Annotated in this window: 8 protein-coding genes; all 8 read right to left on the bottom strand. The window is 44.3% G+C overall.

Annotated features, from left to right (window positions below):
• Positions 1-129 precede the first annotated feature (129 nt).
• Positions 130-1,716 carry a pilin N-terminal domain-containing protein gene (locus tag DWW77_RS12090; protein WP_118608771.1) on the bottom strand — a complete coding sequence of 529 codons (1,587 nt, stop codon included), beginning with the start codon at positions 1,714-1,716 and terminating at the stop codon, positions 130-132.
• The gene (locus DWW77_RS12085) at positions 1,706-2,623 is read right to left on the bottom strand and encodes a class C sortase (RefSeq protein ID WP_118608770.1); all 918 of its coding nucleotides are present in this window, start codon (positions 2,621-2,623) and stop codon (positions 1,706-1,708) included. The genes DWW77_RS12090 and DWW77_RS12085 overlap by 11 nt, the downstream gene beginning before the upstream one ends.
• Before the next feature lie 3 nt (positions 2,624-2,626).
• Positions 2,627-3,487 carry a class C sortase gene (locus DWW77_RS12080; RefSeq protein WP_227752307.1) on the bottom strand — a complete coding sequence of 287 codons (861 nt, stop codon included), beginning with the start codon at positions 3,485-3,487 and terminating at the stop codon, positions 2,627-2,629.
• 141 nt (positions 3,488-3,628) lie between these two features.
• Entirely contained in the window at positions 3,629-5,026 is a 1,398-nt protein-coding gene (locus DWW77_RS12075) for a SpaA isopeptide-forming pilin-related protein (RefSeq protein WP_182431222.1), read from the bottom strand.
• A 68-nt stretch (positions 5,027-5,094) separates the two neighbouring features.
• On the bottom strand, positions 5,095-11,586 hold the full coding sequence (locus DWW77_RS12070) for a SpaA isopeptide-forming pilin-related protein (protein WP_118608767.1): 6,492 nt from the start codon (positions 11,584-11,586) through the stop codon (positions 5,095-5,097).
• Positions 11,587-11,950: 364 nt separating this feature from the next.
• Positions 11,951-12,952: a helix-turn-helix transcriptional regulator gene (locus DWW77_RS12065; RefSeq protein WP_118608766.1), complete on the bottom strand. Its 1,002-nt coding sequence runs from the start codon at positions 12,950-12,952 to the stop codon at positions 11,951-11,953.
• Between the two features lie 958 nt (positions 12,953-13,910).
• Positions 13,911-14,816: an Rpn family recombination-promoting nuclease/putative transposase gene (locus DWW77_RS12060; protein WP_118368781.1), complete on the bottom strand. Its 906-nt coding sequence runs from the start codon at positions 14,814-14,816 to the stop codon at positions 13,911-13,913.
• A gap of 858 nt (positions 14,817-15,674) precedes the next feature.
• Positions 15,675-16,967, bottom strand: coding sequence for a UDP-N-acetylglucosamine 1-carboxyvinyltransferase (murA, locus tag DWW77_RS12050; RefSeq protein WP_092073580.1), 1,293 nt, complete (start codon positions 16,965-16,967; stop codon positions 15,675-15,677).
• Between the last annotated feature and the right edge of the window lie 124 nt (positions 16,968-17,091).

Below are 17,091 nucleotides of genomic sequence, written 5' to 3'. Positions count from 1 at the left end.
AAGAGCAATTTTCGAGAAAAAATATCACCCGCTGCTTTTTCATCCCCAATACGTAAATATTTCAAAAAAGAACCGGGCGTCCACATCGCCCGGTTCTTCCATCGATCATCCTTCAGAATGATCCGTTATTTATTTTTTCTTCTTTCTCTTAACTCCATAAGCTGCACCACCGCCAACAATGATCGCTGCTGCAAGGATTCCAACCCATACGCCGATCGGTGTATCATCGCCGGTCTTTACAGAACGTCTTGCTGTACCACTGGTATCGTTCGGAGCAGTTCCGCCCGCTGTACCATTATTCGGGATCGGAGTGATCCGATCATTTCCACCATGATTTGTTCCAGGTGTAACAGTCGGAATCGGTGTCGGCTCGGAAGAAAGACTGTTGGTGATCTCTTTTGTTACAGTATATCGGTTATCATTATTCAGTGTAACCTCACCCTGACCGGTAACTGTATACTTAAAGGTATCATCATCAACCGGATTTCCATCCTTATCCGTCTCCAGAACAGTATACGTAACACTGTTGATCTCCTGATCCTTTGGAAGATCCAACATTACCTGAACACTATCATTCTGTTTCAGAGTCACTACCTTCTCAAGCGTCAGCTCACCGTTACTCTCAGTGGAGAACACACCTGCATAGAACGTATCATCCACAGTAGAAGCAACACCATCGATCATCACATTCTTCTTAATGTTGATAAATCCGTTACGGCTGAATATATCGGAAATCTTTGTATAATAGTTATTTACATAAGCCGCTGCCTCAGTAGCACCACTATCTCCACCGATCACAACCTGATTGGACTTCTCTTCACTCTCACCATTCGGCTTCGTTACATTGTAGTAGTAAAGATTCTCCTCATCCACCTCGATCTTCGTATTCTGCTGAAGAAGATTTCCATCCTCATCCAGCTCAAATACATAATAGGTGCCATCCGGAACATCCGTCCATGTAGCTGTACCACTGGAAGCATTCTGGATATGGATATCCTGTAAATAATCATCACGGAACGGGATCGTACCTTCCGGATCCGAAAAAACGCCAACCTTATAAGTTACATCCTCTTTCGTTTCCAGAGGAATCACATTGTCGTTCTCATCAACATTATAGATCCTCTTCGTAACCTGGATCTGTGTATGCTTCTGCGGATTACTTACAGACTTCGGATAAGCCTGTACATCGTACATCCAGCCCTGCTCCTGATCTGCAAAAGGAACGGAGATCAGCATCGGTGAAACCATAACACTGCTATTTCCATCTGTCTGCACCACCAGGTACATACCCTCAGCCAAATCAGCGAAAGTCATATTTCCCTCTGCATCAGAGGACTTGGACATACCCCACACATCCACGCTTCCGCTGACGATCATAGCCGCCAGCTTCTCTGCCGCTTCATACCAGCCATCAGCCGTCGTGATGGAATCAAAATCGATTGCTGCGGCAGCCAGTGCCGCATCCAACACGAAATGCACATTGCCATCAAAATTCACACTGCCAACTTTGTAGATCGTCAGCCCTACATCCTTCAGCGGAGTCTGGGTTCCCTCCTCATCCGCCTGCTGAACCGTCAACGTCAGATTACCCTTTGTTCCAGCTACATAATCCCCGGCGAAAACCGGCTGCAAAACACTCGTGACCAGCATAGCCGTCAGCATCAGAACAGCCAGAAGGCTCCGGAATATTTTCCCTTGCTTTCTTCTATTTTTCATCGCTCTCTGCCTCCTCTTTCCTTTCTGAAAGCTGCTTCTTTTTCCGTTTTTTGTCCCTATGACGGACGATCAGATAAATCAGCAGGATCAGAACAACAAGCACTGCAGCGCCGCCGGCCAGAACCCTCTTCGGATCCACAACAGCAAGCTTCTGCGGTATCGTTTCGTCATTCTTTGTATCTTCCACCACATATTTCGTCCGCACTCCCCGGACAAGAAGCCTGTGGGTGTTAACTCCATAAGGGGTACACGTGATCAGAGTCACATGATCTTCACCCTCGATAATATCCAGGTCACTGGTCTCATCCGGAAGCACTGTCTTGATCTGATCCACCTTGTAGGCCAGATGCTTGCCAAGAATGTGCAGGATAAAAATATCTCCCTTTTCCATCTGATCCAGATCTGTAAAAAGCTTTGCGTTAGGAAGACCTCGATGCGCCGCCAGAACCGCATGGGTGCTCTTGCCTCCGATCGGAAGGCTGGTACCCTCCACATGACCGACACCCTTTTCCAGGACCGTTTTGCTCAGTCCATGATAGATCGCCAGTCTGGCTTTGATCTTCGGGATCTCGATACTCCCCATCAGACCATCACCGTTCGGATCCAGAACCCTGTCATAAGGATGACTCAGCTCATAAGTATCCTCTTCCTCAAAAGCATCTACAATGGCATTCACCGGATGCTCGGCATTATACTCCTTCGCCTCTTTCCACAGCCTGTCATAGTCGTTGTCCGAAAGCTCCGTTACCGCTTCCTCGTACTTACTGACCAGCTGGGCATTTCGATACTGGTTCCACATATCACTGATCGTGGGATAAAGGAACACACCCGCCCCCGCCAGAAACACTAGGGCAATAATGATGTTTAGGACAACATTACTCTTTTTCTTTTTTTTCTTTTTAGCCATAAACTATTTCCTGCGTCGTTTTTTGTTCTGAACAGAATTGATACCGGCAACCAGGATCACCGCGATCACAATTCCGATCACAACACAGAGAGCAAGCATCGGAAGCGTCGGATTGGTGATTCCGGTAACCTTCTTCTCTGTTTTCTGAACCGCCTTCGCAGCCTTCATCGGAACTCTGTGTCCCCTCACCAGAAGTCTGTGCGTATTCACCGCATAAGGCGTACAAGTAACCAGCGTTACATAATCATCCCCATCCGTGATACCCAGAGACTCTGTCTGCTCTGGAAGAACGGTAAGAATCTGATCCACCTCGTAGGCAAGAGTCTTACCCAGCACATGCAGGTAAAAAACATCTCCCTCTTCCACAAGATTCAGATCTGTAAAAAGTTTCGCACTTGGAAGTCCTCTGTGTGCCGACAAAATACAATGGGTACTCTTGCCGCCAACCGGAAGACTGCTGCCGAACAAATGACCGGCGCCCTTCTCCAGAGACTCATCTGTCGTGTAATGATAGATTGGAATGCTCACATCGATCACAGGAATCTCCACATACCCCATCATTCCATCACCATTCAGGTTCAGAAGAGACTCATATGTACTGTCCGTCTGGCCATCCCTCACGGAAAAAGCATCCGGCACACTTTCCTGCTTGATCTGTTCGTTATACTCCTGAGCTGCCTTCCACATACTGTCAATCTTCTCCGAATTATCATCCGAAGAAACACTGCTGCTATAATTACTGATCAGCAGGCTGTCCCTGTACCGGTTCCAGGCATCACTGACCATTGGATACAGCAGTATGGACAACCCTATCAGAAACAGCAAACCAAGTCCAATATAATTTTTCTTCTTATTCTTTCTCATAGGTTTCTCCATACTGTTGTATTTACCACTCCCGGCCCCCGAAAGGGCCGGGCGGTAAAAGATTTACTACTTTATTTTAATACTTGCTTTGTCGTTGCTTATAAATAATTTTTGAATTGAATCGATCCGGCAATCAAACGATTACTCCTCAGATCCTTTTCTGCGGCTGATGAAGAAAGCACCAGCAGCGCCAGCCATAACTACAACACCGATGATAGTGAAGAGGTATGTTCCCATGCCACCTGTGGATGGAAGGGAGGAAAGTTTGGTATTGACAAAGTTACCTGCATCAACAGTTACTTCATCCGTCTCATCTGCTGTAATTGTAAATGCTTTATTCTCAGAATTTACTTTATAACCTGTCGGTGCTTTTGTCTCTTTGAATTCATAGCTGCCTTCATCAAGACCTGTAACTTTTAATGTACCGTTTGTTGCTACTAATGTAGTTGTAGCATTCTGTTCTTCATCCAGAGCAACCTTGTACTCACCATTTGTTACTTTCACAACACTAATTGGTGTTTTTGTTGCCTCAGCACCTTCTTTTTCAGCAGGAGTTACCTTTAATAACTGGAACTCTGCGCCATTCAGTGTAGTTCCTTTTGTATCAACTTTCTTTAAAGTAACATTTCCCATAAAACCATTTACTCTACTCGGAGTATACTCAACAGTCTCTGCACTTGCTGTAGCACGGTTGTTATATGTGTGATCATTTTCTACTATAGCACTATATTTTACTTCAATTGTTGCACCAGCTTCTGTAGTTGAAATAAAATCACTTAAATCTACAGTATATGTTACAGTTCCATCTTCATTAGAAACAGCAGTTGCTTTTGATTTATCTACAGTTACAGGGTTTCCAGCAATTTTAACACTATCAAGAACAAAGGTGTCTGCCTTCAGACCTGTTGAAGTATCTATTACTTTGAAAGTTGTTAAATTCTCATTAGCAGCATTTGTTTTTGGTGCCATCTGTGTAGTTACTGTAAAGTTTACACGCTGTCCTCTGTGAACAAACTTATCCCCTGTCTCTTTTGTAACCTTATATTCTGACATTTTAGCAACTACATCAGCTGATTCACTAGCCATATAAGTATCATTATCTTTGTAAGTATTTGCTACCATAAGACTATAAGTACCTTTGGTATCAAATGCACGAATAACATATGCACCGATTGGAAGTCCAGAAAATACATGACTTGTTCCATGTTCTGTTACTGTAAAATCTACAATTTGCTGTGCATCTGCTGCATTTCTTAATCCATCAGAATCAGTAATCTGGAATGCACCGGTGGCAGCATCTTCTGAGACATAAGGATCAGCCCAATCAACGACCTTCCATGTCTGATTTCCACCCGTCACATCAAGATAAATAATATTATACACTTTCAATGTAGTATCTACATCAGCTGCTAAATTTTTAACGGTAATAGCATTTGTGTATTCATTTTCTACCTTGGCTGCAAATACCGCTGTGCACATAGACAGTACCATAACCGCTGCCACTAATAATGCACCAATCTTTTTAAATAAATTTTTCATAAGGTTTGCTCCTTTCTTTCTCTGCATTTTTCTTTTTCGCCCTTCATCGGCCATTTACAATTAATGTGTTACGATCTCTTTGCTTCTTCCTCCCTTCGTTTATTATTTATAAACAACAGGAGTGCAGTTGCAAGAATCGCTACACCACTGATTGTAAATCCATAGGTTCCCGGACCACCGGATTCTGGTAAGGAATAAAGTTTAGCATTGGTAAGCTGGTAAATCTTTTCATTACCATTTGGACTAACAGTATCCTCACCATGTGTTACCGTTATATTTCTGTCGCTTCCTACTATGATTTTCCATGGTTTTGCAGATAACTGATATCCAGCTGGTGCTTTTCTTTCAACCAATACATAATTTCCAATTGGAAGGTTCTCTATAGAAACCTTTCCATTTCTGCCAGATTCATACTGCTTAATCGGATCACCTGTTTGTTCTCCATCCGTATTAGCTTTATATAAATCAAATTCAGCACCTGACAACTTCTTTGTATTGGTCTCAGCATCAACTTTCTCAAAATCAATATTCACAACTGTTTTTTTATTAGTGAATTCGGCAATTCCAACTCGTCCGTCTGTTGTATTTCCATTCTGTGGAACCTTATTTTGCTTTTTGTCTGTTCCCATAGTGAATGTAATACCATTTGACAAATCTTCAGCAATTGCACTGTCACAATTGGTTCCTTCACCTGTTACAATACTCTGTAATTCATAACTAGTGTTGTCTGAAGACTCTTTAACTACATAATCACCTCGGGACAGTTCACTTAATTTCTTATTATCAAGTTCAAGTTTTGCGTTGGCTTCACCTACAAGCTCAAATACTGCAGTTGCTTCTTTTCCGCCTTTTGCAATCTTTGCAGTTGCAGTTGCAACATCTCCATTTTTGTCTGTAATTGTGAATCTAAATGTTTCTTCCTTCTCAGCTTGTGCATCCAGTTTTTTAACGATCTGCAATTCACCAGCAATCACCTTCACAGTATAAGTGCCTGTTGATGCTACACTTGAATCAACACTAATTCCACCCTTTGGTTGTTCAACTAAATCAGGTTTTGGAGCATTTTCAGCTGTATATACTTCTTCATCCGGCTCCTTAATCTTAGCTAGTTTTTGTTTTCTTACTTCTTTTGAATATGGATGATAAGTAACCGTTAACTGATACTCCTCCACCTTTTCTCCAACTGAATTAGCAAGGTGCTCATCAGCATTTCCCCTAACTATTTTATAAGTATAAGTGAAATATCCTACTGCATCCTTAGAACCAGGATATATATACTGATATCGTCCTTCACTGCCAATGGTTAACTCTTTATCCGTATTTAATTTCTTAATATCAGCATCTTCCAAATCAGGTAATTTAACACTATTCTTACCAGCATCCATAGGCTCCACAGCCGTTAAAGTTTCCTTTTTATTGAGCTGTACAACTTTTATCGTTTCAGCAAGTTCATTTCCAAAATTCTTTGCCGTTATTGGATCACCTTTGAATACTGTTATTTTTTTACTGCCGATATTTAAATTAAGAAGCTTAACATTAACAGATGGTTGCTCAAACTCTTTAATACCACCGCCATTCAGATAAATACCTGAATCTGCACCATTAGTAGGAATCATGTTTCCACCAATGAAGTCGTCTTTCGCCTGAATCCGGAAACTTGCATTCCAACCTTTGTCATTCTCGTTCTCTGTGGCTGCATTTCCAATTCTGGCCGCCTGTTCTTTCCAGGTAATTTTAGTTGTACCGTCACCCCGTTCAACAATCGTAACTTTTCCCACTACCGAACCTGTAGTACTATCTGTCCAGATAATTTCCTTCGATCCGTCGTTATTGGTTTTAATTTTTCCTGTTCCCAGCCTACTGTTAGTTGCCAAATCATTTAACCCATCATCCGTAAGCTTAAATCTTGCATCAATCACATCTACGATTTCTTTAGGCTGCACTGTAAACAAATCACCAATACTACCAGCAATAACATTAAATGTGTTTACTAAGTCGTTTAGACCACTAGTATCATACGCATACTTCTTAGTACCATCGCTAGATTTAGTTGCTATATATTGGCTCAGAAATTCGCTTCCGGTTATTGATTTATGACGGTAGTATTCGTATTTGTATCCGTGTCCGCTGTTACTTGATGTAGAAGAATGTCCTAATTTCCAGTTAAAACTACCCGCATCATTAAGCCCAACACCAACCGTATACAAAGTTGCCTGTTCTTTTATAGAATTCGCATTATTAACTGCATTATTGGCAACCATACAATTCCAGTTATCATTATTATTATGTCCTGGCAAACCATCTGTCATAAACACTACATACTTATTTTTTTCGTGCTTTGCACTTGATAACTGATTTCTAGCAGTCGCCAATGCAACTCCCATTGGTGTTCCACCGGAAGCATCCTTGTTATCAATTGTACGCTTTAAACTTGACACATCTTCATTGTTGTTTAATTGCTTAAATTTCGAATTCGTTATTGAAGTATTACCTCCCTCACTTCCACTATACCAGATTATTGCTATTTCACTCTCCGGTGATTTAGACTTTAAGGTATCTATAAAAGTGTTCGCTGCATTTTGTAATGCTACAAGCTTGCTAGTATTAGTATTAGCTATGCTATCATTCATAGAATCACTAGCATCCAATACCATTACTACACTCGCACCTTGTGCCTCCACATCTCCTTCGCGTCCAGTTGTTTCTGCATTCAGATTAATCTTATAAATTCTATTCTCATAATCAACAACTTTGGCTGTTTTGCTACTGGTAAGATTATTTTCGGCTTCTTCCTTCTCAGTGTAGTTAATGATCTGTTTGTTCTCAATTTCATTCGTACCATCTGCTTTATAAAGCTTAGCAGTTGCCTTATTATTTTCAACTGATACTTTTACTTTATAACTCTCTGTAGATTTAACATAGCCAGACGGTGCCTCTGTTTCTGTCAATGTATAAGTTCCGACTGAAAGATTTTCAAACTTCAAAAGACCATTTTCATCAGATGTTACATTATACGTTTTCGCTGAATCACCATCCAATGTAAGAGTAAATTTTGCTCCAGGTAATGACTGATTGCTTGTATTTACCTTTGTAATTTCGAGACTGGCTACATTGTTGCGTGTATTAGTAACCGTTACCTTCGCATCACTACCTAACTCAATTTTTCCTGATGCTTTATCAGTTGTATTAACATCCTCTGCCGCCTCAATACTGTACTCAGGATTTCCATAATCCGTTGGATTAAGATTGATCTCGTTAACCTCAAAGCTTGTTCCAGCTAAAATTTGTTCAAGAACTACTGTGTATCCTGCAGGAACTGAAGAAACAACACCATTAACTGCACTTCCACACACAGTCTTATTTTTTGCCTTCTTTAATGGTCCATTTTCACTTGTATAATAATTTCCTTCAGAATCTTGCAGATAATAATTTCCTGTATACTTCTGACCATTCAACTTTATCTCAAAATCAAATTTATCATTTACAGGAATATCCCCTTTAATCTTTTTGGTAATACACAGCTTACGACTATTTTTCTCACTACACTTGTTAGTAAAAATTACCCATGGTCTACTGCCAACTGTAGCTTCGTTAGAAATAACATTTCCATCCTGACTTGTTGTCACTTCATCATTGATGAAAACCTTATCATATTCGTTCTTTGATACACCAAGTTCTTTAATCCTATATTTCGTATTTGCCTTAAGTCCAGAAAAAGTTGCGTACTGACCAGGTTTCAATGTAAATACCTTATCCTCACTGAATTCAACTTTTCTACCATCGTCTAAAATACCATTAGGAGTTGATGGAACATAATTTTCTTTTTCATCCTTAACAAGTAACTGAAATTTAAACTTTACATCTGCATACTTCTCTTTATCTGTATTACTCAACTGTTTCTGAACCTTAACAGACCCATCCGGAACTGTTGGAAGATTGAACTTAAGCTTACAGTTGGAATCACCCTTACCTCTTTCGAGATAATAGAAATTAATTGTATGCACTGTGTAATCTTTGAAAATATCCTTTCTGCTAACAAAATCTCCTTCTTTTTCTGCTCCTGCCTCTTTAAATAAATTTTTTAAAGTATAATTGTTACTACCAACTTTAACTGTACCCTCAGCAAAATCAATAGAACCAGACACTGAATTATGAATACCACCAATATCCAACACCAAAACGCCATCGATGTAAACCCATACATCATCATCTCCAGAAAACTCAAATACCATATTATTACCATTAATTTTTCCGTCTTTTGGCTGAATGAATTTAGCTGACATTGTCATACCAAAATGGAAATCTGGAGATTTTTCTGAAATTTGAGGAATACCCCAGTATTTATGATCACCTAATGTATTGAATGGAAAGAAACTTCCATGTTTCGAACCTTGTTGTAGGTCTATTGGATCTTTACTACTTCCTGGTACCTTATATACAGTAAACTCTTTTGTATTTTTATTAAACTGTGCAAAATTTTTAGTACTATCATATTCATAGTAACCATCTGCATCTTGTTTAAATAAGTAATTTGCATCAGAATAAAACTCCTTGCCCGTACCTTCCTTCGTTGAGAATAAATACGAACTACTCTCTTTTTTACCCTTATCTACTATCGGATATGAATCTTCTCCCAATCTCTTTTGCATAATGCCAAGAGAGAGATCAGATGGCCCTCTATACTTATTATAATCCTCGTTTCCTCCATCACTTCCATTACTAAACTTCAAAGAATGACCTTCATTTATTCCAGCAGTATCGTAATTAAACATATTGATAGTAATACCTCTTTTAGCACTATCAACAGTTTCCTCCACACCATAACTACTAGTTGTCTGTACAGAAGTGAAATCATCTGCCAACCATACAACTGAGAAAGTAGAAAAACTCTCTGTTTCAAAGTTTGCACTTTCAATCTCTCCATTGTCGGTTGTACTTACTTCAGCCTGTCCATCGTTGCTCATATTAACAACTTCTGTGACATTACCATTTGCATCCTCCACAAAATGTACCAGAGATACATTCATGTTTTCCTGTGCTGTATCTGTTTCAGCTACATCTTCTGGGATTTCTGCTTCTTTGTAGGCTATAGATACCCTGACACTTCCGTTCTGCGCTTCGATCTTAGTTCCATCGTCATTCAGAAAACTAATATCGTATGCAAGAAAACCTGCTACTGTATAACTCTCATTTTCTGCACCCTCGTGAAGCTGTTTCTCGATATCTGCATACTGGTCAGAACCTTTCTCGATCGGAGTCACAACAAACTGTGCACCTTCCGGAATAACGCCCTTCGCTGCTGTTGCAGTTACAACTACATTACCAACTTCCTGGGAATAAGAAACTTCTTCGCTTTCCAGAACATCCTCAGGCTCTTCTGCCTCATCACTGCTGTCAACAACCTGTGCCATATCACTTCTTATGTAAGCCTCGGTTCCTTCCCAGGAAACCTTGTACCAGGTTGCTCCGTCCTCTGCTGTTACGGTATCCAGAAGTGTGAACTGTGTTCCTGCGTTTACAGTTGCCAGAACCTCTGCCTCGATAGATGGGCTGACGCGAAGATTCGTATCGTCTCCCAGAACCTCGATCAGGCTTGTCTCACCATTCTCATCTGCTGCCGGAACCTCCTCCGGGCTCGCAATATCCTCTGCCGGTTCTTCCACCACATCCGGATCCTCTGCCGGCGCTTCGGTAGGTTCAGCATCCGGATTCTCTGCTGCCGGTGTCTCAGCTGCATCCTGCTCAGGCTCGTCCGAAATATCCATTCCGTCCGTAAGCTCCTCTGATGCGATAGACGCCTCGTCCTCATTACCGGAAACAGCTTCCGCCTCGACATCTGCTGTCTCAGGAGAATCCCACATAACGGCAAAAACAGCTGCGTTGCCAGTCTCAACCTGAAGTGTCTGGATCTGTTTGCCCTCGTTGACATTCAGAACCTTCAGATCCTCGTTGGCCTGTAAGGTGTTAACATCAGTATCACCGGTACTGCTGTTATAATGAAGCTTCTCAACGGTTACACTCGTGCTGGCTGCATCGGTAAGCTCCGGTGCTGCCGGTGTCTTGTACTCAAAAGTTACTCTGACTCTGCCGTTCGGCTCGACTCTGTTTCCGTCGCCATCAGCAAAATACACATCATACGCAAAAAAACCTCTCAGGCTGCTGCCCTTGTCTGTAGCTGCTGCTGAAAGCTTCTGAGAAACTGTATCATAAGATACGGATGAATTCTCGTTTACGCCGTCAGCCTTCAATGCTGTATTCTGCGGAAGAGCTCCGTCCTCCAGTGCCTCTGCTGTTACTTTAACAGAATCATTTTCATATGTAAGCGTCGATTGCTGCGCCTGTTCCGTTTCCTCCTGGTCAGCGCTGCTTACATCCGGTGTCGATTCTTCGGCCGCTGGTTCAGATGTAATTTCGCCATCTGTAAATATATCCTCCGTTCCATCTCCGAACGCCTCACTCGCGGAGATTGTATATGCACTTGGCATACAGGATACCATCAACGCCAAAGCCACCATAAATGCCAGGAGTTTTCTGATCTTATTATTCCTTAATTTTTTCATACCTTTCCCGCTTTCCTATGTGTGCATTAACGTGTACTGTATTTCTTATTACTTTACTTCTGTTTATATTCCTTTCTCTTAAAAAAGCTTCATGTTTTTAGCCGGTGAGTAAACAGGTTACACCTTTTCAATATTTTACCCTTATGTGATTGTAATATCAATATACCAGGCATTTTTGGTAAGGATATTGACATTATCAGATGCTATCGAAAATCAGTCTTCAACTCCTCCTTCTTAACTTACTCGTTTACTGGTTCTTTTCGCCTGATTTCTCCGATAAAATCTGACTATTCGTGATATTTATTATACAACACTACCAGTTGTTTTGTAAGGCCCGTTTTTTCAAAAAAAAGTGCCTCTGTCACTATTTTAACATGAATTTTTTCAGCTCATCCCGCTTCTTGACATTCAGCTTGCAAAAGATATCCGTAAGGTAATGCTTGACAGTATTAATGGAAATCCCCAGATGCTCTCCGATCTCCTTATTGGTCCATCCCCCACTTGCCAGCATGGCAATAGAAAACTCCATCGTCGACAGCTCCCCCGTAACCTTTCTCCGGTTTTCCGGATTATGAAGCGCCATCCAGCCCCTGCTGAAAGAAATCACACCCTCCGTGATCCGCTGATACGCCTCCGGATCCCGGTTCCGGATACAAGCCTCGATCAGCCCCCGCAAAAGCCCATGATGCTCAATAAAAGGCTCCAGAAACCCATCCATCTTCGCCAGCTCCCAGCTCCGGAGCATCTCCTCCTGCGCCTCCTGCTTATGCTTTCGGTTGATCGCACACACCGCCATCATACAATGGATATACGTCATACTGATCGGATACGGCCTCTCCGCCATAAACAAAGCAGCCTTACCCATCCCATAAGCACTCCATATCTCCCCGTTAAGATAAGTATGGTGAGCCATCACATACGTGGCAAAAAGCCTCAGCCCCTCAGGAAGCATCCTGCTGTACTCCCCAAAAGCAGGCATCCCATCCGTAGGCAGATGAAGCAAAACCGCCCCCACATACCCCGCCAGAAGACAGGACGCATAAACATCCTTAGGAACCTTCTTCTTCATAGCAATCTTCACACAGGACTGGATCCCCTCCATCCCCCGCTTAGCCGCCGCCACATTCCCCAGCGTCAGATTAGAATACCCATACAAAATACACGCCGAAAGCTTCAGCTCAATAACCCTGCTGGACAGATACCCCCTCGTGATCTCACAACACTCCTCCGCCTGCCCCGTAAAATAAAAAAGCTCAGCCCGCGCAATATTCCTCAAATCCACATCCACAAACCCCTCAACAACCTCCCGAGCCCTCCCAGGCTCAAAAGACGAATTCAAAAGCGGCAAAACCACATAATCACACATACAACCCACTCTCCTCCAAAATCCAGGCAGCCCCCAAAAGACCACCCTCAAAACCAAACCAACAAACCTCCGAAGCCCTCACACAAGCCACATCAACACACATCCGAAGCCCATCTCTCAAGCCACATCAGCACACATCCGAAGCTCATCTCTCAACCCTCATCAGCACACATCCGAAGCTCTTCTCTCAAGCCACATCAGCATACATCCGAAGCTCATCACACAACCCTCATCATCACACATCCGAAGCTCTTCTCTCAAGTCCCACAAAACAGTCACCAAAACTCCGGATATCAATCAACCAGTCAATCAGTCAACCAATCAGGCCAACCATATTTTTCCATAATTATAATCCAAAATACTCCAAAAATAAATTTAAATATTACACAAAAACACCACACCCTATCCAAAACAGCCTCTATCCCCCAATCCCCTCACGACAAATCGCCAAAAACTCACCCCACCCACATCCAACGCAGCGCCGATGCCCTACCACCTCCCGGCACATCACAAGGAAACTCAGCCCCTGCAGCCATCCAGCGCAGCGCTGATGGCCCACCACCTCCCGGCAAACCACCACACCTCACACCCCCAAAAACCAGAACGGACAGACTGCCAGCGGGACGGCTGCATGGTCGGGACCCGGTGCGTCGGAGTAAGCCGCTGGTCATACTTGGCGCCTGAGGCACCTGGCGGGAAGGTACTCTGCGGCCACAAGCCGCAGAGTAAGCCCCATCTGTCTGAGCCAGGTACGCATCAGCGTACATGGCGAGTTATGGGGCGCCCTGCACGACAGGCGCCTCAGACGCCTAGAATGACCCGGCGAAACGACCGCACCAGGCACGCCCCTGCAGCCGCCCCGCTGGCAGACTGTCCGTTCGTCCCTCCCTCCATTCATCCCACAAAAAAAGAGCCCCCAGGCCCAAACACCCGGGAACTCTCCCAAAACCAAACAACATCATCTCCCACTCCGCAACTTCCTCAGCTCCCTCTCCAACCGATCCGCACGCGCCTTCTCCCTCAACGTATTCACCCTCTCTTCACTCCGCCCCTGTTCAATCCCTTGAGCGATTCCCTGGCTAATTCCCTGGCTGATTCCTTGGCTAATTCCCTGTTCAATCCCTTGGGCGATTCCTTGACTGATCCCCTGTTCAATCCCCTTATTAATCCACATCTGCTCAATTTCAAAACTCTTCATATATGCCACCGTAACCTTTCCATCATCTTTAACAACCCTGACCATCTCCAGCAACTCCCTCAAAACATCATTTACCGCATTCACCTCCCTGGTATCTTCCATAAACCGAAGCAGCGCCACCAGCTCCTCCGGCACACCCGCACCATCCCCCTTCGTATTCAGAAAAACCGTCCTCATCCCATCATCATACTCCATCTCCGGAATCTCCTCACACATATTCCGGATCGTATACACCATCCTACCCCGATCAAACGGATCATACGAACAGACAAAGATCACAAAAACCCTCTTAAGCTTCCCGAAACCCTCACCCTTCTTCAAACACCGGCTGTCAATGATCGCATGGTAAAACCTCACCCGCTTCGGCAGATCCTTCAGACTCACAACATCACCATTATTATCCGGCTCAATATCAAAAACAGAAGGATCCGCCAAAACATCCATCAGCTCCTCCTCAGCCAGAACATCAAGCCGCGCCCCGCGAAAACCCTCATCTCGGCCACCAAAAGCCCTCTGCGCAACAACCCGCAGCCTCCCGATCTCACGCCCCAGCACCACCTGCAACAGCAACCTGCAAAACCTCTCACCAATACCAGGAAACGTCATCACCGCGTTAAACAAAAAATCATCCAGAAGATTCATATCCTCAAGCCGCTTCCTCTGCATAAGCTTCCTCCTTTCACTATGATGGCAAAAGAAAAAACCTCACACAACCAACCGGCTCCTCCCCGCCATATTTATACAACCAACCATATGGGGATCAGATAGCCGAACGGCCCAGAATGTTCCCAGATATGTATCTTCAGTATAACCACCCCACCAGCAAAAGTCAACAAAAACCCTTCGACAAAAACCGCCAAAACCTCATTCCACTGCATCCACCACAGCGCCGATGCCACACTCCCCCCACAACGCATCCACCACAGCGCCGATGCCCATCCCCTCCCGGCACACCACAAGGAAACTCAGCCCCTGCAACCATCCAACGCAGCGCTGATAGCCCACACCCTCCCAGCACACCACAAGGAAACTCAGCCCCTGCAGCCATCCAGCGCAGCGCTGATGGCCCACCACCTCCCGGCAAACCACCACACCTCACACCCCCAAAAACCAGAACGGACAGACTGCCAGCGGGACGGCTGCATGGTCGGGACCCGGTGCGTCGGAGTAAGCCGCTGGTCATACTTGGCGCCTGAGGCACCTGGCGGGAAGGTACTCTGCGGCCACAAGCCGCAGAGTAAGCCCCATCTGTCTGAGCCAGGTACGCATCAGCGTACATGGCGAGTTATGGGGTGCCCTGCACGACAGGCGCCTCAGACGCCTAGTATGACCCGGCGAAACGACCGCACCAGGCACGACCATGCAGCCGTCCCGCTGGCAGTCTGTCCGTTCGTCCCTCCCTCCATTCATCCCTCCCACCCACACAAAAAAAGAGCCCCCAGGCCAAAACACCCGGGAACTCTCCCCAAAACGCAAAACTCAAATATCCAATTATCATCAATCGTTACCAGTTGTCACCAACCATCACCCAACACGCAGCCGAAACTTCTGAATCTCCTTCTCACTGGAAACCCTCTCAATCTCAGCCCCAAGACTCCTGAGCTTCTCCTCAAAATTCTCATACCCACGCTGGATATAAACAATATCATCAACAACCGTAACACCCTCAGCAGCCAGCCCCGCAATAACAAGCGCAGCCCCCGCACGAAGATCCGGCGCACTCACACGCGCCCCCGTAAGCTTCCTCACACCATCAATAATAGCAGAGTTCCCCTCCACCTTAATATTGGCACCCATCCGGGAAAGCTCATCCGCATACTTAAACCGGTTCTCAAAAATACTCTCAGTAACAATACTCGTACCCTCAGCCAAAGCCAAAGTAACCGCGATCTGCGGCTGCATATCCGTAGGATAACCAGGATAAGGCAACGTCTTCACATGCGTACGATGAAGCACATGCGGCGCACGGACACGAACCGCATCATCAAACTCCTCAACCTCACACCCGATCTCCTCAAGCTTAGCAGTAGTAGCCTCAAGATGCTTAGGAATAACATTACGAACAGTAACATCACCACGAGTAGCCGCAGCAGCAAACATAAACGTACCAGCCTCGATCTGGTCCGGAATAATCGAATACTCCGTACGATGAAGCGTCTCAACACCACGGATACGGATCACATCCGTACCGGCACCCTTGATATTCGCCCCCATACTGTTCAGGAAATTCGCCACATCAACAACATGCGGCTCCCTCGCAGCATTCTCAATGATCGTACGGCCAGTCGCCATAGAAGCAGCCATCATAATATTAATAGTAGCACCAACAGAAACCACATCTAGGAAAATATGGCTGCCATGCAGATTCTCCGCCTTGGCAACAATAGCACCATGACAGATATCAACATCCGCACCAAGAGCACGGAAACCCTTCAAATGCTGGTCGATCGGCCTGCTGCCGATATTACATCCACCCGGAAGCGGAACCTCCGCATGCTTATACTTACCAAGCAAAGCACCCAGAAGATAATAAGAAGCACGGATCTTCTTGATAAACTCATAATCCACGCTGAGATTGCCGATAGTAGAACCGTTGATCTTTACAGTAGACTTATCAATACGCTCAACCTGAGCCCCGATCTCGGAGATCGCCTCAAGCAGAACATTGATGTCCCTAACATCTGGCAGATTCTCGATCAATATAGTTTCATCAGTCATAATGGCTGCTGACAATATCGCAAGCGCCGCATTCTTCGCACCCGCAATATCCACTTCTCCAACCAGAGGATTGCCGCCTTTAATCACATACTGTTCCATAACACACCTCTATTATTTTACTCCTCTATGAGCAGAAACTTTCTCTGAATTTACTGCAGGAACAAATGTTCCGCAATACCGTTTTTTAGGTCAGTTGTATATTATAACACATATTTCAGATTTG

The organism is Ruminococcus sp. AF17-12, from assembly GCF_003479245.1.
Lineage (GTDB): Bacteria > Bacillota > Clostridia > Lachnospirales > Lachnospiraceae > Blautia_A > Blautia_A fusiformis.
Note: the sequence above shows the minus strand (reverse complement) of the source record. Positions and strands in the feature narration are given on the sequence as shown.